Annotated in this window: 15 protein-coding genes; 5 read left to right on the top strand and 10 right to left on the bottom strand. The window is 53.7% G+C overall.

Translation table 11 applies throughout. The annotated features are described in order from the left end of the window. Together HU175_RS11030 and HU175_RS11025 are read left to right on the top strand one after the other, a co-directional pair. On the top strand, positions 1-3399 hold the full coding sequence (locus HU175_RS11030; protein WP_176566648.1) for a fibronectin type III domain-containing protein: 3399 nt from the start codon (positions 1-3) through the stop codon (positions 3397-3399). Then, on the top strand, positions 3396-3830 hold the full coding sequence (locus tag HU175_RS11025; RefSeq protein ID WP_176566647.1) for a hypothetical protein: 435 nt from the start codon (positions 3396-3398) through the stop codon (positions 3828-3830). The genes HU175_RS11030 and HU175_RS11025 overlap by 4 nt, the downstream gene beginning before the upstream one ends. 135 nt (positions 3831-3965) lie before the next feature. Here the strand turns inward: HU175_RS11025 and HU175_RS11020 are convergent, their stop codons facing one another. The 8 genes from HU175_RS11020 to HU175_RS10985 all read right to left on the bottom strand — a co-directional run bounded on the left by HU175_RS11020 (position 3966) and on the right by HU175_RS10985 (position 13639). Beyond that, positions 3966-4445, bottom strand: a complete 480-nt coding sequence (locus tag HU175_RS11020; RefSeq protein WP_176566646.1) for an ankyrin repeat domain-containing protein — start codon at positions 4443-4445, stop codon at positions 3966-3968. Between the two features lie 88 nt (positions 4446-4533). Next, entirely contained in the window at positions 4534-6657 is a 2124-nt protein-coding gene (locus HU175_RS11015) for a S9 family peptidase (protein ID WP_176566645.1), read from the bottom strand. A gap of 197 nt (positions 6658-6854) precedes the next feature. After that, positions 6855-7625, bottom strand: coding sequence for an NIPSNAP family protein (locus HU175_RS11010; RefSeq protein WP_176566644.1), 771 nt, complete (start codon positions 7623-7625; stop codon positions 6855-6857). Between the two features lie 117 nt (positions 7626-7742). Continuing rightward, positions 7743-8825, bottom strand: a complete 1083-nt coding sequence (locus tag HU175_RS11005) for a Gfo/Idh/MocA family protein (protein WP_176566643.1) — start codon at positions 8823-8825, stop codon at positions 7743-7745. 195 nt (positions 8826-9020) lie between these two features. Continuing rightward, positions 9021-10100: a P1 family peptidase gene (locus tag HU175_RS11000; RefSeq protein WP_176566642.1), complete on the bottom strand. Its 1080-nt coding sequence runs from the start codon at positions 10098-10100 to the stop codon at positions 9021-9023. A gap of 155 nt (positions 10101-10255) precedes the next feature. After that, complete coding sequence (locus HU175_RS10995) at positions 10256-11623, bottom strand: glycoside hydrolase family 105 protein (RefSeq protein WP_176566641.1); 1368 nt, start codon at positions 11621-11623, stop codon at positions 10256-10258. Between the two features lie 84 nt (positions 11624-11707). After that, a complete protein-coding gene (locus HU175_RS10990) occupies positions 11708-12673 on the bottom strand; it encodes a Kelch repeat-containing protein (protein ID WP_176566640.1) in 966 nt (321 codons plus the stop codon). A gap of 78 nt (positions 12674-12751) precedes the next feature. Next, complete coding sequence (locus HU175_RS10985) at positions 12752-13639, bottom strand: alpha/beta hydrolase (RefSeq protein ID WP_176566639.1); 888 nt, start codon at positions 13637-13639, stop codon at positions 12752-12754. 156 nt (positions 13640-13795) lie between these two features. On the opposite strand from HU175_RS10985, the gene HU175_RS10980 reads away from it, so the two are divergent. From HU175_RS10980 to HU175_RS10970, 3 genes are read left to right on the top strand one after another with little or no spacing between them, the layout of a single operon-like run. After that, on the top strand, positions 13796-15109 hold the full coding sequence (locus tag HU175_RS10980; protein ID WP_176566638.1) for a PQQ-dependent sugar dehydrogenase: 1314 nt from the start codon (positions 13796-13798) through the stop codon (positions 15107-15109). A gap of 54 nt (positions 15110-15163) precedes the next feature. Continuing rightward, on the top strand, positions 15164-15889 hold the full coding sequence (locus HU175_RS10975) for a pseudouridine synthase (RefSeq protein WP_176566637.1): 726 nt from the start codon (positions 15164-15166) through the stop codon (positions 15887-15889). Positions 15890-15894: 5 nt separating this feature from the next. After that, a complete protein-coding gene (locus tag HU175_RS10970) occupies positions 15895-16359 on the top strand; it encodes a lipocalin family protein (RefSeq protein WP_176566636.1) in 465 nt (154 codons plus the stop codon). A gap of 104 nt (positions 16360-16463) precedes the next feature. Here the strand turns inward: HU175_RS10970 and HU175_RS10965 are convergent, their stop codons facing one another. Then, positions 16464-18380, bottom strand: coding sequence for a hypothetical protein (locus tag HU175_RS10965; RefSeq protein ID WP_176569190.1), 1917 nt, complete (start codon positions 18378-18380; stop codon positions 16464-16466). 794 nt (positions 18381-19174) lie between these two features. Next, positions 19175-19936, bottom strand: a complete 762-nt coding sequence (locus HU175_RS10960; protein ID WP_176566635.1) for an HpcH/HpaI aldolase family protein — start codon at positions 19934-19936, stop codon at positions 19175-19177. Positions 19937-20021 lie beyond the last annotated feature (85 nt).

Raw genomic sequence — 20021 nt, 5'->3', positions numbered from 1 at the left:
ATGAAATCATCCACACGCTACTGGTTGCTGGGCCTGTTTCTGGCAACGGCCTCCCGACTGCTGGCCCAGTCGAATGCACCAACGAGTCTGACCGGTACGGCGCCAGCCTATAACCAGGTAGTACTGACCTGGAAAGACAATTCAATGGGAGAAACCAAGTTCGAGATCGAGCGAAACAATTTCACTACGTTCACGAAAATTGGTGAAGTGGTGGGTAACGTAACGACCTATACCGACAATACCGTTGGGGGGGGCACGTACCGCGTCCGGGCGATTCTGGCGACCGGTGCCCCAACGACGTACTCCAATGAGTTTACCATTTCTACCCCACCCCAACCACCCACGACACCAACTAGTCTGGCGGCTACGGCCGAAAGCAGCAACAGCATCAAACTCACCTGGAACAATGGCTCAGGGGGGACGCCAACGGATTACCAGATCGAGCGGGGTACGGCATCCGGTGGGCCATTCAGTCTGCTCCAGACGGTGACCTACAGCCGGACGCCCACCTTTACCGATAATAGTGCCGTAGGGGGTACGCAGTACTGCTACCGGATTCGGGCGCGTAACAGCGGTGGGTCATCCAACTATACGACACCGGTCTGCGCAACGCCCCCCCTCGCTCCAACGAGCGTCAACAATTTGAAGGCGGCAGCGATCAGCAGCAGTTCCATCAAACTAACCTGGGATCGGTACGGCAAAGAAATCAGCTTATCCATAGAGCGACGAATGGGGCAAACCGGTAGCTGGTCGCGGGTGGGGGCGGCCACATCGGATGGTGGCGAATACACGGACAATGGTCTGAGTGGCGGTACGGAGTATTGCTATCGGATTGCCGAAGAAGGCCACAACTACTCCGGCATTGCCTGCGCCACTACTGGCGCCAGCGCTCCCAACGCTCCCGCCCGATTGACAGCCACGGCGGTATCAAGTAGTCAGATTAATCTGCAGTGGGCCGACATATCAGATAACGAAACGGGTTTCCAGATCGAGCGAGCCAGCAGCGTCACGGGTACGTTCTCAAAGATTGCCGACGTAGGGGCTAATACAACTATGTTCAGCGATCAGAACTTAACGGCCAGCACCCAGTACTGCTACCGCATCCGGACGGTGAATGCAGCCGGAACCAGTGGTTACACAGATGTGCAGTGCGCCACCACACCAGCCCCACCGGTAGGCGCTCCACAAAACCTGGTCGCTACGGCCGCATCGACAACGCAGATCAACCTGACCTGGACGGGCGTGACAGGGGCCAATAGTTACCAGCTCGAACGGAGTCCGAACGGCAATGACAACTGGTCGAAGATTACCGATCCGGCGGGCAGCGCTACCAGTTACAGCGATCCAAACCTGACACCGAATACGCGTTATTACTACCGTATTCGGGCGGTCATTAGCGGTACAGCCGGGCCGTACTCCAACGTAACGAACGCGCTGACGCCCGATGCGCCACCGGCCGCACCGGCCCGGCTGACGGCAACAGCGGCCTCGTTCAGCCAGATCACTTTGAGCTGGGCCGACCTATCCGCGAACGAAACCGGATTTCAATTGGAACGCTCAACCGACGGAACAACCTTCTCGAAAGTAGCTGACCTTGCGGCCAACATCACAACCTACAGCGATCAAAACCTGAGTCCACAAACGCGCTATTACTATCGCATTCGGGCGGTTAACGCAGCTGGTAACTCTGACTACTCCAACGTAGCAGACGCCACTACGCCTGTCGGGCCACCAGCGGCACCACAGAGCCTCAGCGCCGTTGCTACGTCGACGACTCAGATTAACCTAACCTGGAACGCGGTTGCCACGGCAACGAATATCCTGATCGAACGCAGCCCAAACGGAACGGACGGCTGGAGTCAGATCGCCAGCGTGGCGGGTAACGTAACAACCTACGCTGATCAGGGACTGAACCAGAACACCCGCTATTACTACCGTATACGGGCAGTCAACGCCAGCGGTAATGGTCCGTACTCAACCGTTGCCAGCGCAGTGACGCCTGACGCCCCGCCGACCGCTCCAGCCCGGCTGACGGCCACGCCTGCGTCATTCAGTCAGATCAATCTGAGCTGGGCTGATCTGTCAGCGAACGAAAGCGGGTTCCAAATAGAACGTAGTGCCAATGGCACCGATGGCTGGAACAAAATTGCGGACGTGGCCGCCAACGTAACAACGTATGCGGATCAGAATCTAAGCCCCCGAACGCGCTACTACTATCGCATCCGGGCCGTCAACGCGGCTGGTAATTCAAGTTACTCGAACGCGGCCGATGCCACTACGCCCGATGCACCGCCAGCCGCGCCAACCCGCCTGACGGCGACAGCGGTATCAAACAGCCAGATCAACTTAAGCTGGACAGACGGATCGGACAACGAAACGGGTTTCGAGCTGGAACGCTCGCCTGATGGCACGACCTGGACAAAGGTCGCTGATCTACCCGCTAACGCTACCACATATCAGAATACGGGCCTGACACCCAACGTCTGGTATTACTATCGCGTTAGGGCGGTCAACGCTGTGGGCCAATCGGCCTATTCTAACATAGCGGATACGTCTACGCCCGACGTACCACCAGCCGCTCCGGCGCGTCTGACGGCTACTACTACCTCCCCGACTCAGGTAACCCTGGCCTGGGCCGACCTGTCGAACAATGAAAGCGGTTTTGATATCGAACGAGGAAGCAGCGCTACTGGTACGTTCACTAAAGTTGCTGACGTACCGGCCAACGCCACCACGTACACGGATCAGAATCTGGCTGATAATACGGCCTATTGCTATCGTGTCCGGGCGAAAAACGCGGCCGGGAACTCAGCTTATACAGATGTGATCTGCGTAACAACGCCCCTGGCTCCTCCGGCAATGCCTGTCAACCTGACAGCGCAGGTGTTTGACTACGATCAGATCCAGTTGAACTGGTCGCTGCCAAGTGCGTCAACAAATCTGGTGCTCATTGAGCGGTCGACCAACCCAACCTCCGGCTTTGTCGAAATCGGCCAGCGGCCCGCTTCCCAGACGAGCTACATCGACGCAGGCTTGCAGGAATACACAACGTACTATTACCGGATTCGGGCAACCAATGCGGCTGGTAATTCGGGCTACTCCAACGTAGCGTCGGCACGGGTCGAAGAAGTCATCATTGCCATTGAGGATGAATTCATTGCGCAGACAGCACTGATCGTTCACAACCAGAACCTGATCATTAACACCAGCTGGCAGCGCGTATCCGACGCTTCTCTCCAGTTACTGACGGCATCCGGTCAGACCGTTTTAACCGATCAGCGCCGGATCAAATCCGAAGACAGCTGGCAGTATAACCTGAGCGCCCGGCCAGCGGGTGTGTACATTCTTCGTATCGTGGCCGACGGCCGTGTTTTCGCCAAACGTTTTCTACTGCCATGAAAAAGCTTTATGCCCTGCTGATTCTGATTCTGATCGGCTGCCAGCCCAAACTCATTACGCCTATTACCAGCCAGCTCAGCAAAGTCTGGAAAGCCAACACGGTTAAGGAAGGCGATGTGCTGGTGTTTACCCTGGGGGCCAGCAACAATATCAAACCCGGTTATACGGGCTACCGCCTGGATTTAAGTCAGGTTGACAAGGCTACGCTAAAGGACATCGATGGCCGGTTGCTGACCGGTACCTGGCGGGTCTCGACGGACAACAAGCGTCTGATCCTGGACAACCTGGTTCCCAAACCGACCAAAACGAGCGGTCTTATCGAATTCACGATTCTTAATACGCCCGATGGTTCCAGCCTCAATCTCCAGCGTCTGGACGAAAGCCGCAAAACCGGCAATACGCTCAATCAGTACGGGCTGATCCCGGAGTGAGATTCACCCAGTCAGATAGGTTTACCAACGTTTTACGCTCGCTTCTTTCCGGGCTAAATGCAAGAAGGGAGGTATTAGCGGTCAGTCAAGTCCGCTAATACCTCCCTTCTACTATCTTTTCTCTTCCTTCCTACGTCAGAGCATCGTCATCGCTTCTTCGTTACCCTGCTGAACAGCCTGCTCAAAGGCCGTCATACCGCGGTTGTCCTTAACAAACTTATCGGCACCGGCCTCTACCAGCAGTTTCACCATATTATTTTGGCCGAACATGACGGCAAACATCAGCGCCGTGCTGCCATTACTGTTTCGTATATTCAGGTCGGCCCCATGCTCGATCAACAGCGAGGCAATGTCGGCATAGCCCTTGAACGATACACCCATCAGCGCCGTATTGTCGCTGACGTCCTGCGCGTCAACATCGGCACCGGCTTCCAGTAAAGCCCGCGTAGCATCCAGGTGGCCACCATAAGCGGTTAGAACCAGCGGGGTAAATCCGCGGCCGTCCTGATCATCGACCGGCGACCCGGCCGCAATAAAATCCCGGAGTGCAGCCGTGTCGCCCCGGCGGGCTGCGTCAAACAGTGTATCCTTGGGCTGATCGGCGTAAAAAGACATCAGAATCAGAATTGAATGGTTTCTAATATATCAGGTAACGTAACAACCAAAATGCACTTTTTCTCCTGCGTTACCCACATCTTCTGATTTACTGGCGAGGCTTTAGTAACCGGCGCTTAAAAAAATTGGCGGTGGCATTGCCAACGGTCAGCGAGTTAACGTGCTTCATCCAGTGGTGCGTATCGTTCACAATGACCAGCGTTTCCATCGGTACATTCTGTTTTTCCAGCCGCTGCACCAGGTCGGTGCTTTGATTAAACTGTACGTTCCGATCATCGTCGCCATGAATGATCAGTACGGGCGAGGTCCAGCCTTTCACCGACGAAACCGGCGATGACTCCCAGCCTATTTTACCAGCCAGTTCCAGGTCCGGCGCTCTCTCAAATCGACCAGCAGCTTTATCGCTGGCCCGGCGGGCGGTCCAGTCATGAACCCCGTGAATGTCGACGCCGGCCGCGAACAGTTTGGAGTCCCGCGCCAGGGCCATAGCGGTCAGGTAGCCGCCATAGGAACCGCCGTAAATACCAATCTGGTCAGCCTGTATCTGGGGTTGCTGCGCCAGCCAGACCGCTGCGGCTTTTACGTCCTGGTATTCGGATGCGCCATCTTCGCCCCCAGCTGGTGCCATGTGAAAATCATAGCCGTAGCCAATCCCCAGCCGGTAATTGACCGATAAGACGGCAAAACCCATACTCACCAGATGTTGATTGATGGCGTAGGCGTTGGCGTAGTAATCGGAATAATTCCAGCCCAGCAGCATCTGGCGGGATGGCCCACCGTGTACGTATATGATCGCCGGTTTCTTCCCGGTCCCGCCTGCTGGTTCAAACAGTTGCGCGTGAATGGTCATCCCATCCGGCGATTTAAACGTAACGGGTTTTGGTGTAACGAGCTGGCCCTGGGGAAACTCCGCCGGAATCAGATTTTGCCCCAGCACCTTAGGCGTTCCTTTGCCAAAGGGCATCACGGTAGGCAGCGGTGGTCGCTGACTTGTGGCACTGATCAGGGCCAGCGTGGCCCCGTCGCCGGTAATGGCGGGTGTCCATTCCAGACCCGCCCCCGGTGTCAGCACTTCCATAGCCGCTTTGTCGACGGGCACACGCACGACATGCCGCCGGTTCAGATCATCTTTATCCGGCCCGGTATTAGCACTGAACAGCAGCCAGTTACCGTCGTGACTCAGCGAAATATGCTCCGCCATGAACGAGCCGGGTGTCAGCAAAAGTGGCGTCCCCCCGGTTGCGGGAATTGAATACAAGTGCGGCCAATTGTCGTGGCTGGACAAAAACGTGATCCGGTCTTTGCCCGCCCAGTGCAGGTTAAACCCACCGTTTGTAGCCGGCGTTGAGCCACGTAACGTTTTGGGCGCGGTCCAGAGTTTCCTGGTTGCTCCGGAGGATACATCGACCGTCCAGACGGCCCAGGGGGTATGGACGCGCGTCAGCAATGAGTCGGGTGCGCCACCGCTGCCCGCCGTGCGGACAAATACCAGCTGCTTCCCATCGGGCGACCACTTTGGCGAGCGATCTTTCGAAAACGAAGGAGCCAGCCAGCGGATGGGTGTTTCGGCGCTGGTATATACACCAATAAAGGAATGATCCCCCCGGTCGCAGACAAAGGCCAGCTGCGAGCCGTCCGGCGACCAGGAAATCGAGCCATTCGAGCCCCGTGCCTGAAATAACGCTTTGGCTGGTCCGCTGCCGCTGATGGGTGCTGTCCAGATTTGTCCGCCTTTCACGAAGGCTACATTATCGCTTTTCGGCGAGATAACCGGCTCGTCGGCCTCGGCCACTGCTTTGGGTTCCCCCCCGGCAAATGGCACACTCCAGATCTGAACGACGGGGGGCGTAGGCGACGAGTTTACGTTGACGGCTACGTTATCGTCCCAGTTAGAACCGTGGTCGCCACCGCGCACGTAGACCACCCATTTACCATCGTCGGAAATCGACAGACTGCTAATTTCCTGACCATCATCCTGCATGTAGCTGGTCAGTCGGCGGGGCGTAAATTCGGGTCCTTCGGCAACGTACACATTCCGTTTTCCCTGTTCATTGAATACCCAGGCAATACGCGCACCCTGCGCCGAGCTGGTCATATCTGACGGAAACGGATACGTCTTGACGGCCTCCAGTGAGAAACTTTGCGCCTGCATCGGCACCTGCCGAATAAACAGGCAGGCGCTGAGCAACCCTAGTAACGTAATCTTTTTCATGCAAGCCATAAGAGGAATAGCAGAATAATTCAAAAAGCAATCTATTTATCCCCAAAGAAGGTCTTTTATTCCCCTAATTACCAGTCCAGCAGAATAATATTTCACCTGTCCATTAAATTATACAAAACCGTCTGACTGATCGCCCTGCCTAGCACGGCGATCAGTCAGACGGTCAGCACTACGCTTCGTAAAGCGGGTTAAATCTCTGAGTAAGTTGTCGGGTGCAGGAGATAGATATCCGCCCGCATGAAATTGTGGGCATATTCGGGCTTCGCGTTGAGGGCCTTCCAGCCGGGATCACTGCCGAAGGACTTCCAGTGCGCGTCCCGCTCGGCCTTGCTTTCGAAGGCAGTCATGTACATGATATCCGGCATTTTCTTGCCGGCAATTACCTGCCCGCAGAAAACCGTGTTGAAACCCAACCGCTCGAAGATGTCTAGCTCGCCGTTGTTGAACTGATGGATCTTGTTCTCACTAAGTTTTTCGGTAGCTGCTTCGTAGTCGCGCAATTCATAAATACGTTCCGATGGTCCCGCCTGGATTTTTGGTGGACGCACCGTCGGCATGGTCGCAAAGGCCTGCATCAGCACCGATTCGAAACGGCTGTACACAGGTTTGTCGAAGTCCGTATTGGTGTACTCCTGCGCGGCTGCTACATACTGTTTGTCTTTCGTCAGCGTTTCCGACATACCCGAAAACTGATCCAGCGACTTGAACGGAATCAGCACAAATACCAGTGAGTCGACATCGACTTGCGAGAATACGCCAACTTTACCAACGCCCGCCCGGTGCAGGGCTGGTAGATACGCCTGTCTGAGGTACGTTTCCAGCCGTTCCCGCTGGTTTTTGTCTTTCAGATGGTACGTTTTTAACTGGTAAAATTCGCGTTTGGGAGCAAGGGTGAACGCCGTAATGGCTACAGCCAGCAGTCCGCAGGCCAGCATGCCAATGAGTTTCTTTGTCAACATGGTTGTATAAAAAGATAAAGCTTTTTCAATAGAAGAAAGCCGGAGTAAAAAACTCCCTATTGTAGCATAAAAAAGCCGAACAGTATTTCTGTTTGGCTTTAATTCAGTTACGGTCCCTTACAACATGACCGGCTGCCCCGTCCGTACTGATTCGTCGCAGGCGAAGGCAATCTGCAGACTGTTGACGGCATCCTGCATGTGGTCGGTCAGGTCGATGTTTTCCGTAATGGCTTTCAGGAAATACCGCTGCTCCCGATTGCAGAGCTCCTGGTGGTCGGGCTCGTCCTGCATATCGATCCAGGTGTCTTCTTTCGTAAAATGGTCGTTGGCGTCCAGGTCGGCGTAGTGCACCCGCAACGACTCGGTTTTGGTGTGCGAATCGACGTTGTCCGATTTGCCGGCGCCACCCGCATTTTTGGCCACAATCGACACGCAGCCCTTCGGACCAATAACGTCTTTCACGAAGAAAGCCGTTTCGCTCATCATCGGCCCCCAACCCGCTTCGTACCAGCCCACCGAGCCATCCTCGAAACGAATCTGCAACTGACCGTAATTGTAGTTATCAACCGGAATATCGTCGGTCATGCGCGCGCCGATGGCGTTCACCTGCACAGGTTTAGACCGGGTCATCTGGCACATCACGTCGATGTAATGTACCCCACAATCCACGATCGGACTCAGGCTTTTCATCAGGTTCCGGTGAACGGTCCACATGGTGCCGTTACTCTGCTGATTCAGGTTCATGCGCATTACCAGCGGTTTGCCCATCGTCTGCGCGACTTCCACGAACTTCTCCCAGGACGGATGATGCCGCAGAATGTAGCCAACAACCAGTTTCTTACCGGCTTTATTGGCGGCTGCGATTACCCGTTTGGCCCCTTCAACCGTATCGGCCACGGGTTTTTCGATAAACACATGACAACCCTGTTCAAACGCCTGAATGGCAAAGGCCTCATGCGTATCGGGGTAAGTCGAGATGCAGACCGCGTCGGGTTTGGTTTCCGTCAGGGCTGTCGTATAGTCAGAGAAAAGGGCGTAACCGCCCCCGAGCCGCTCGTTGAGCACGTCTTTACTTTTGCCCGTCGATACAATCCCGCAGATCTCGAATCCATCCAGCAGTTGATAAGCCTGGGCGTGCGACGAACCCATATTTCCGCATCCGACAACAAGAACCCGAAGCGGTGTAGTTGGTACTGACATGAGAAGTTGATTTTGACCGGCCGGGCCAGTCTGATTAGTAATAAGTAAGCAAAAAACTCTGATTAAGCTGCGATTCGTTTCAGCTTGGTTACCAGAACTACCAGCTTCACCAGAGTTCAGCCGAAAGCTGCCTGGTTAATTAGTAGAGTTCGGCAACTACGTAAAGGTACGATAGCAAATCCGTTGCCTGCAACCTTAACGCGCCTGTCCCGCTTTACGAAGCAGGTCGACGACCCGCTCCACCGGCAGCTGTTCGACGGTATGCCCCTGATCGCCGGTGAGCGTCCGGGCGGCAAACATTGAATTGATGATGGCTTCGTTCGTTGCTTCGATGGCGGCCATAAACAGTGCGGATGTGTTATCGTTACGCAGGAGCTTCACCTCATCGAAGGCGCTGGCCGACTCATGCGGAATTTTGTACGCTGTCGACACCGCAATGACGTAATCGCCACTTCCGTTAGAGGCAATGCCGCCCGTCTGCGCCAGGCCCATAAACGCTCGTTTGGCGAGCCGTTTGAGGTTACGGGCATCCAGCGGGGCATCGGTGACAACCACCATCATGCACGAACCATCCAGTTTTTCCTTGAACGAGTACTTACCCAGCGCAACGCCAACCGGCACCCCAGCAATCTGGAGAACGCCCCCAAAGTTGGTTTGCACCAGCACGCCGACGGTATAACCATCCAGCGACGCGGGCAGTTTCCGGGACGCCGTGCCGATGCCGCCTTTGAAGCCGAAACAAACCGTTCCGGTCCCGGCACCTACGTTCCCCTCCGCCACCGGGCCGGTTTTCGCCTGAGCAATGGCATCCAGTACGTGCTGTTTTTTGACGTGGCGCCCCCGAATGTCGTTCAGAAAGCCGTCGTTCGTTTCGCCGATGACCGGGTTAACGGAACGTACCTGCTCATTGCCAGGCTGAGCCAGGGTGTAGTCAATAACGGCATCGGCCGCGGTGGCTACGTTCAACGTATTGGTGAGTACAATGGGGCTTTCGAGCGTACCGAGTTCCTCGACCTGGCTGTAGCCCATCAATTTACCGAACCCGTTTCCAATGTACATGGCCGCCGGAAGTTTCTGCTGAAACAGATTACCGGTATGCGGCAGAATGGCCGTTACACCCGTTCGTACGCTGCTGCCTTCTTTCAGCGTCACCTGCCCTATCCGGACGCCGGGCACATCGGTAATCGCGTTGTACGCCCCGGTTGGCAGTACGCCAAAATGGATCCCGTAATCGCGGGGACGTTTGGCAGACTGAGCCAGCATCGTGGTCGACATACTAAGACAAACGAACAAACCTGAAATAAAAGCGTGAGGAACAAAGCGCATGCAGAGAGCCGTTTACGATTGACAGCACCAGCCGGGACCGATGCCTTTTCGACGTAAATATAGAGCACGCTACGTTGTTCTTTCGTCCCGGCTTACGGGGAGATTCATCGTTTCCGGGTCAGTTGCAGGGAACTGTCGTTAATTTCGAACGCTTTTTTATTCAGCAGATTGATTACCTCAGCCCCGGCCAGCAGCACCGGCCCGTAGCCGTGCGCAGCATACACATTTACCGGGCGGTGATAGTAAAACGCCGGATCGAAGCCCATTCCTGTTCCCACACATACCCCTTCAACCTGTCCCTGCTGCGTGACTTTTGTGGATACAGCGTTCCAGCCGAGCAGGGCCATTGGTGCATAGGCAAGCGGATCGATCCAGCCCCTGTTGATCGACCGGGCGATAGCATAGACATAAATGGCCGTCGCCGATGTTTCCAGGTACGAATCATTTCGGTCGAGCAGCTGGTGCCAGAAGCCCGACCCCGACTGGTAAGCCGCCAGCCCCCGAATGTGCGCGTTCAACTGAGCCAGCACCGCCGGACGATCTGCGTGACTTTCGGGTAATACGTCCAGCAGTTCGACCATCGTCATAACGGCCCAGCCATTCGCCCGCGCCCAGTGAAACTCGGGATGTGTCGCCATGCCTTCGACCCAGCCGTGCATGTACAGCCCTTTCTCTTTGTTAAACATGCGCTTCGAAAACTGGAGCACCTGCTTCGTGGCCTCATCGTAATAGTGTTTGTCGCCCGTGAGTTTTCCCATCTGCGCCAGCGCGGGTACACTCATAAACAGGTCATCGAGCCAGAGCGTATTGGGCTGCGGCCGATTCCGGGCTAATGTCCCATCCGCCAGCCGGTATTCCTGCGTCATGATGTAGTTGATGTACGTGTCGATCTGCGGCCGTAGATCGACGGGCAGTTTTTTAATGAGCGACGCCCGGATCATAGCCGCGCACATGGCCCCGGCATCGTCGAGCGCGTGGGGGGCCAGCATAGGCCGCAGGGACGTATTAGCGTGCGGATCTTTCGTTACCTGCTCCTGAAAGTAGGTTCGTAAACCCGCCAGAAAGGCCAGCCGTTTGTTGCTGTATTCGGCGTAACGCGGATCGCCGGTGGCTTCGCTGGCCAGCAGCATTCCCGCGTACGTAACACCCCACTCGTAGCTGGTCAGCCGGAAATCGCCGGGCTTAATAACGGCATTGGGTTGGAACCGGGCGAAATCCGTGATCTCTTTTCCCGTCTCTTTGTCGATAACCTGGGTGGGGGTTACCTTATCCAGATACGTATACACGCGGTCCAGCACCGCCGTTACGTCGGCTACTTTTGGTTGTCCATACGGCACCGGGTAATCCGGCTGGAGCAGGTGCAGTGGGGTTGTCGAATCATTTACTTTAGCTGGTTTCGTCTGCCCCAGAACGGGTAAAGCAATCGTGGCAGACCATAGCAGAACGGCAGATAGAGTAGCGCTTTTACGCATATAAAACAGGGTTGAGGTAGGTTAAGGCTATGTATCTAAAGCCGGACCGAGCGCGCTAATACTGAGATAGCTCTGGTTTATCACCTATTTCAGCACCTCCATAGTATTGAGTTCGGGGCCACCACCGTGGTTAGCCGATCCGGCGACGATATAAATCAGGCCGTTGTATACGACCGCCTGCGTACCATGCCGCCCCTGTTTCAACGTCGGCCCAGCCGACCAGCGGTTCGTTTTGGGATCGAGAGTTTCGGCTTCGTTATGTGCCTGCAACTGCTGCGTTTCGCCCCCAATAATCCAGACTTTGCCGCCCTGGGTTACCGCCGTACTCCCCGCCCGCTGCGTAGGCATATTCGATGCGGCAGGCAGGGTTGTCCAGCTGCTGCGCCTGAAATCGTACACGTCGACCTCGGGCAGCGTCGTTTCCAGCACCTTACCAATCCGCGCCGTCGATTGGCGCCCACCCGCTACGTACAGTTTGCCATCGGCCACCGTCGCCTGAAAGTGATCGCGGGGCCGGGGTGCGTCGGCCAGCCGTTTCCAGGTATTCGTCTTCGGATCGTACTCATCCAGCCAGGCCACGTGTCCGTCGTAATGTCCGTCAATAATTCCGCAGACCAGGTAAATTTTGTCGTTATAGACAACCGTTCCCGCCGAGCCACGAAGCCGCTCTGCCGGGATAGCTGGGCCTTGTCGCCAAGCCCCCGTCTTGGGCGAGTAGATATAGATAGTTGGCAGAGGAGTTTCGTGGGGGTAACTTCCCTTGAACGCACCGATTACGTAGATTTCACCGTTGTAGTTCACCGCCTGAAAATGGTTCATCTCGACAGGTGGCGTTGGTAGCCGCTGCCAGACCATCGTTTTCAGATTGAGGGCTTCGAGCGGCTTTGTTCCCCGACCACCAATGGCGTACAAACTATCACCAATCAGCGTAGCCGCGTTTTCGTGGCGCACTTCGCAGGTATTTTTCGTTTCCACCGGTTGCCATTGCTGGGCTTTCGCCAGGCTTATACTAAGCAGTAAACCAGCACAGATGAGTACAAGCTTTTTCATGAGGGAGAGGGATTCGGTTTAAAGAGCTCCTGATAGGTCTGATTTACTTACTCTATCCGAATCATCTTAAAAAAAGCCCTAGTTCGCTTTCACAAACTTGAGCAGATCCCGGTAAATCTGGTTGCGTTTCCAGTACAGTTGCAGCACCATACCCACGTGTTTTTTACCAGCAATTACCGTGAACGTGTGCTGGACGCCATTCTGCATTAGCCGCTGCCGGAATTTTTCGCTGCTGTTCCGGATGCTCGGATACGTTCGCTCCCCAACATAAATCAGCATGGGCGGGCTGCCTTTATGCACGTAGTACAAGGGTGAGGCCGCACGCCAGACCGCCGGATCGCGGCCAAAAGGCACCAGATACTGCTCGTCGTTGGGGTACTCCATTTTCTTCAGATAGTCGTACATATCCAGGCCCGCCGGATCGTCCAGAATAACGCCTTTGACCGGATTTTCGGACAGACCTACTTTTGTGAACAGGGTATTGTCGGTAGCGAGCAAAGCCGCCAGTCCGCCCCCGGCTGAGTGACCCATCACGAAGATTCGTTCGGGGTCACCTCCGTACTCTGCTATGTGCAGTTTCACCCACAGGGCCGCCCTCGCACAATCATCGGCCATAGCAGGCACCTGAACGTTAGGAGCCAGCCGGTAATTGATGATCACTGCTACACAACCCTGCTTAGCCAGTCGGCGACCAATAAACGTATAGATGTTTTTACTGCCACTATCCCAGTTTCCCCCATGAATAAAGATGACAACCGGACGTAGCGTAGCTGATTTGTGGCGGGGTATATAGAGGTCCAGCCGGTGCCGCTCGGTGTCGAAGCCCGAGGTACCCGGCGTTACGTAAGCAACATCCTTAATTCGTTTACTAGGACGGGCGATTGCGTATTCATTGCCAATAATGAACAGTAGAAACAAGAGAAAAATAATGGCCGGAAGCTGCCAGGCTAAGCGAATAAACGACATAGGAAGAACGTAAAATACCCATTTTGTGCGGGCGTACTACCTAACTCCTACGGTCCGGCAGTGTTTCTGGTTTGGACTACCCATTTTGCTTACCAGTATTTTTCGCCGTCCGATTGCTTACTTACCTGATCACTTTCTGAACGTATCTCTTTACGCATGGTATCCTTCTCTTTTAAACTAACCTACCTGTTAACTGCGCTGACGGGCCTTACCACCGCAAACGCACATTACGGCGACGAACAGCCTATTGCCAGTCGCAAGCCTGTCGATCCCGTAACCATTAAATTGCCCAGTGGCTTTTCGGCGACCGTTGTTGCCGAAGATCTCGGCGCTGCCCGTCATATTGTCGTCAGTAAAACCGGCGACATCTACATCAAGCTGGCCAAACTGAAAGATGGCAAGGGCATCATCCGGCTGCGGGATACCAACAATGACGGCACACCAGATCAACGTACCAGTTTCGGCGATTATCCAGGAACCGGCATTTTCCTAAAAAATGGCTATCTCTACACCTCGTCAAACAGCAGCATCTACCGGTATAAGCTCAACGACAAGGAAGAAGTCATTAATCCTGAACAACCCGAGAAACTGGTTTCGGGTCTACGCGTGAAGGAACGCGACCAGTCCAAATCCATTGCGGTCGACAACCAAAATAATATCTACGTCAATATCGCATCGGATAACGATGCCTGCCGGGAACCGGGTACGGGAAAAGGTATGATGCCCTGCCCCCTGCTGGACTCGGCGGCTGGTATCTGGAAGTTCAAAGCGAATGTCGCCGATCAGAAATTCAGTGACGGCAGTCGTTACGCAACCGGACTGAAAAACGTGGTGGGGCTGGACTGGAACACCAAAACGAATTCACTGTTTGTGATGCAGCACGGCCGGGGGCAATTCCATGATTTTTACCCCCAGTATTATACCCCTGACCAGAGCGCGAAACTCCCCGCCGAAACGATGTATGAAGTCCACCAGGGGGACAATGCCGGCTGGCCATACACGTATTACGACCATATTCAGAAAAAACAGTTCCTGGCTCCCGAATACGGTGGCGACGGCAAGAAAACCGGCGACCCCTCCTACATCAAGCCAACGGCAGCTTTCCCGGCCCACCTCGGTCCGAACGGCTTGCTGTTCTATACCGGCACCGCTTTCCCAGAAAAATATCGCAATGGGGCTTTTGTTGCGTTCCATAGCCAGTCCGCCGAACTGAAGAAAGGCTATTTTGTGGCTTTTGTTCCGTTCAAAAATGGTAAGCCATCGGGCAACTGGGAAATCTTCGCCGACAATTTTGCCGGCACAGATCTCGCGAAACCAACCGGTCCTGTGCAGCACCGCCCCTGTGGCCTGGCCCAGGGACCGGACGGGTCGTTGTACGTCACCGACGATATGAACGGAACCCTATTCCGGATTAGCTACAATGGCGCAGCCCGACCCACAAAAACCGCTACGTCCTCAACTAAAAAGTAAGGTTATGGTGTTGTTACGCCAGACGGGTTTTCCGTACGTAACAACACCATTTTTATGTCCTCTGAGTCCACGGACTTATCCATTCTCTTCAAATCAGCGGATTTAGTCGCCATCAACAAGCCCCACGGCCTGCTCGTTCATCGCTCTCCCATAGCTAGTGACGCCAGCGAGTTTGCGGTTCAGCTACTACGCGATCAACTAGGCCAGCGGGTTTTCCCGGTGCATCGCCTGGATCGAAAAACGGGCGGTGTGCTTCTGTTTGCGCTGGACGAAACAATGAATTCGCTCATGCAGCAGCAATTCGCGGCTGGTACCGTGAGCAAAACCTATCTGGCTCTTGTGCGGGGTTATACGCCCGACCAGCAGACGATTGATTATCCCCTCCGACGCGATGATGGTACAGTACAGGAGGCATTAACTTCGTTGAAAACAGTGCAGCGGACCGAGGTACCGATTCCGTTTGGCAAACACGCAACCTCCCGCTATTCCTTGGTTGAGCTGACTCCTGCTACGGGCCGGATGCACCAGTTGCGTAAGCATATGGCTCATATCCTGCACCCTATCATCGGCGATCGTCCGCACGGTTGCAACAAACAGAATCGACTCTTTCTGGAGCAGTTCGGCATGAATACCATGTTGCTTCATGCCACTCAAATCCAGTTCATTCACCCTCTCACGAATGAAAGCGTCACGATCCAGGCCCCCTTACAGGCCGAGTTTATACGCATGCTGAGCCAATTGTTCGGCGCCCACAGTTTGACCGTACCCGAAACGCACTGAGTCACATGAATATTATTTCGACACTGGTTGGCACCTGGTTTATCTGTAGCACCAATTTCCCGATGTGGCTCAAAGGCGATAAACTCGACCCGACGTTTACGTATTCACTAACAGATAAAAAGGCGGATGTACCGGTTCTGCTGGATGAGGTCAAGTACAGAAAGAAAGGTAAACAGAAAACTCTGACTGGCTACGATTATCAGGACAAGCACAACCCAGCGGCATTTGTGTGGCGTGGCAAAGGATTACTCAGTCTGGTCCGTAGCAATTGGCGTGTTGCTATGCTGGACCCCGAAGGGCAATGGGCGGTCATCTGGTTTTCAAAAACGTTGTTCACACCCGAAGGCGTCGATGTGATTAGCCGAAAGTCAAGCCTGACAGCTGAACAGTTGAACCAGATAAAGGCGCAGATGACGAATGAATCGTTGCTGAAAAAACACCTGCAGACCCTGCATGATCTGAACCGATAGTTTATACAGTAGTACGTTAACCACATAGCACCATACCACAAAAAAAGAAAGCCGGGAGCGTTTGCTCCCGGCTTTCTTTTTTCTATTCGATCAACGCTCGTCTCTTAGCGACGACGGGTTGCCCGTTTTTTCACTGGTGCAGGCGGAGCCAGCATTTTCGCTTTTTGCTCATCCGTCAGCGGCTTCAGATCAGTGATCGAGTAAGTATTGTCGCTGATGGTTGTGTTGAAGCTACCAACTGATTGCTCAGGCTGACCGTTGCAAGGCAGTTTCGTAACCGAGAACACAGCGCGGAAGTACTGAACTTGTGGGCGTACCCGACGGCCTTTGTAGCGCGTTGCGGCACCGCTTTCAATTTTCGACTTCTCAGCCTGCAGCTGTTGAGCCAGATCGCCTGGCAGATCACGCAGGTTCAGGATAACCGTGTTCGTATCGAATTCGATAGCGCTGGTTGCCAGACGGCGGTTCAGGCTGCGGTAGCGCAGGCGGGTAACCGTATCGCCAACCGAGGTGATGGTACCGTTACAGTAACATACGTTAGCAACTTCGCGAGTGTATGGCGTGCGGTAGTACACTTCCAGACGTTCCAGACGGTGACGGTATTCGCACTCAGCCGTAGCTTTTGGCCGGATGCTGGCAAAGCTCGTCGTAGCGACTTCACTCATACAGGTACCACATTTCGCCGTTTGCTGATTGTGAACCGTGACGTAGTAGAACCCTGGAACGATCTGACCACCCGAGAAATATTCAGCAGGGAATGGCAGGGACGTGTCAGTTGTGTTTTCCACCTGAGCAATAACCTGATCGTTAGCAGTAGCACCAGCTACGACCGAGTCAGCACGGTAGTACAGGCGGGCCGTGAACGTTTCGTTCTTTGGATTCGGAGTCGTGCTGCGCCAGCTGATCATTGGAGCTGTAGCGGCTGTGTTGACCGGAGCCGACTGGGCTGCGTTCGTTTCGTCAACATAAGCCAGTGACGTGCCTTTCAGCGATGCGTTGTTGAACATTACGTTCAGCTCGGGAATCGAATCGCAGGTTGGGCAGACCGTTGGTGCTTTTGGAATCAGCTTTTTCTGGATGAAGCCTTTGCGAACGGCGATACCAGCACTGAAACCACCATGTTTCCGGCTGAATTCATACAGTTGATCCTGAAGACCGTTAACGATCAGGTAGTTCAGACGAGTGTAGAACCCTTGTGCCTGCACACCGATGTTCCAGTTGTTACCTACTGGGAAGAATACGCCCAGCGACAGGATTCCACCTGGATGGTAGAGGTTTGAGCTTGGGTTAACTGTACGTACCAGGCGATCTGATTGTGACGGAACAGATGCCGAAATCGTTGCAGCTTCGGTACGGAACAGACCGCCCCGGAGGCCCAGTTCGATGAAAGTCGTTGCGTCTGGGTTTCGGCGGCTACGTGCAACCGTGAACGCCAGAACAGGTCCGACCGTCAGGAACATATCTTCAGAAGCACGTTGCCGGATAGTTACCTGACCCTGGCTTGCACCCAGCGAATTCTGAGCTAATCCATACAGGTAATCCCGATAAACGCCCCGGGTGATGTAGTTCTGGTAACCAAAGGCTGTTCCTACCCCGAAACGCAACCGACGGGTAGCCGGCGTAAAGTAGTAATCGATGTTAGCAGTGATGTTGAAACCAGCTCCGTTGTAGAGCGAGTTGTCACGCCGAACGGGCCCGAAGGTGTTTTCCCAGGTACCGCAATACGCAAAGTTGGGTCCCGCGAACAGACCAACCCGCCAGGGTGACAGCCGCCGAACAAGAATAAATGTCTGGAAAGTCGTGTCGCAGTCATCAAGTTCGGCAACGTCACTTGCCTGAGCCTTGAATTCGTCCCGACGTAACGTGTCGGTGTAAACGCCTTTTCCTAACCGGTAAATGTTTTCCCGTTGCCCGGTTGAGCGTGAGGCAGGTTGAACTGTACTCTGCCGGACGGTGTCAGCCTCTTGTGCAAGGCTAACGGAAGGCATTGCAAAACCTAGCAACACGAGTCCAGCCAGCATCCGCATGCGGTGTTGTTGGATAAATGTTCGCATATTCATTGAGTTAATTTGGACGCAATTTTTCTAACTAAACTTTTATTCTCCCAAGGTCAGGCACGGAAACTTAGGGAACGGTCAATCCACTAAAACAGTAGATTTTCTTTCTTCTTTCCGCTAATTGGTTTCTTTTCAGATACGTATTGCTGAAAAACCGGATTACAGTCGTGTAATTGGGCTTGCCAGTTTTTTTTTTCGATTCTGAAAAACTCATAATAACACTTGTCAAATTCTGCCTGATTGGGTAATCGGTTCTTCGGTAGAGCCAGATCAGAAAGTAACATCGGTCAGCTTACTTCGTTTGCGGTGCTTTTCTCGATGGCTCCCGCAAATTACTCTAGTCAACCGACCTTCCCCATTTTTGTTTGCAATCAACGGTTATTGCCTATAAGCAAACAAACCTCTCGATTGTTTCGAGACCCCGATTAATAGTTCACCGTTGGAATTTTCCCGGTTAGTATTGGTCTCTGCGGCATGCTAAAGTGCCTTTCAGCGGCCAATTATAGGCATAATGCATTTATTTGAAAACAAATTTTAAGCATATGATAAATTTCAATCTACATTGTTCGTTTTACACTATTTAATCAGACATTAATCCTAAATTATTGTCTAAAAATTCTTCGTTTTGCTATATTTCCTGATTTACAGCCTCTTCCAATGACTGTGTTGTTTCTCTCAAAGAAGCCGTCTTTTTTTAAGGAAAATATTCTTTAAAAAATTTTCTACTGATTCACCAGCTGTATACTCTGCTTTATGGCCTAGTTCCGGCCCCGCATGAAGTCACCAGCCGAACTTTTCAGCATACCAGCCAACGAATTCAGGCAAAACAGTACCCCGCGCTCTACCAGCACTCTTGCCTGATCGCCCGTAGCCGCTGTGGTACCCACGACAAGACCCGCTTTTTTGATTTTGTCAACGGCATTACCGATTGTTTTCTTTACCTCATCGTGACCCGGCCCGTCGTAATGTCCCATTGCAATGGCCAGATCGCGGGGCATAATAATGAAGCCGTCAATCCCCGGCGAGGCCAGCAGGCTGTCCAGATTCTCAATGGCTTCCACTGTTTCAAGCTGGGGCAGGATCAGCAGCTGCTCGTTGGCAAAATTCATATAATCACCCTGGCTCATGTCTCCCTGTAGATAATCGGCCGCCCGCACGGGACCTAATTCCCGGAAGCCAACGGGCGGATAGTTAACCGCATTAACCAGCGCTTCTACATCGGCAACGGTACGTACCCCCGGCAGTAATAGTCCCATAACTCCAGCATCCAGAAACTGGGCGATTAATTTAGGTTCGTTTCCGCGAACCCGCACGAGTGGCGTGATGCCGCTCACTTCGCAGGCCCGAACAATATCTGGCACCTGGGCCGTGGTGACTGGGCTATGTTCGGCGTCAATAACGTAGAAATCCAGCCCCGAAAAGCCGCAGAGTTCGGCAATGGTTGGGTCAGCACTATTGGATAGAATTCCCAATACGGGTTGATTATTCTGAAGGCGGGTTTTGATAATGTTCTGCTTCATTGTTTACTGATTCATTCGCGGATTAACAGAATTGGCTATTTCAGCCGTAAACGTACTAGGTTTATAAGCAGGTTAATCAAATCTA

Source organism: Spirosoma sp. KUDC1026 (assembly GCF_013375035.1).
In the GTDB taxonomy this organism is placed as follows: Bacteria; Bacteroidota; Bacteroidia; order Cytophagales; family Spirosomataceae; genus Spirosoma.
The sequence above is the reverse complement of the archived record's forward strand: the minus strand, read 5'-3'. Positions and strand labels throughout refer to the sequence as shown.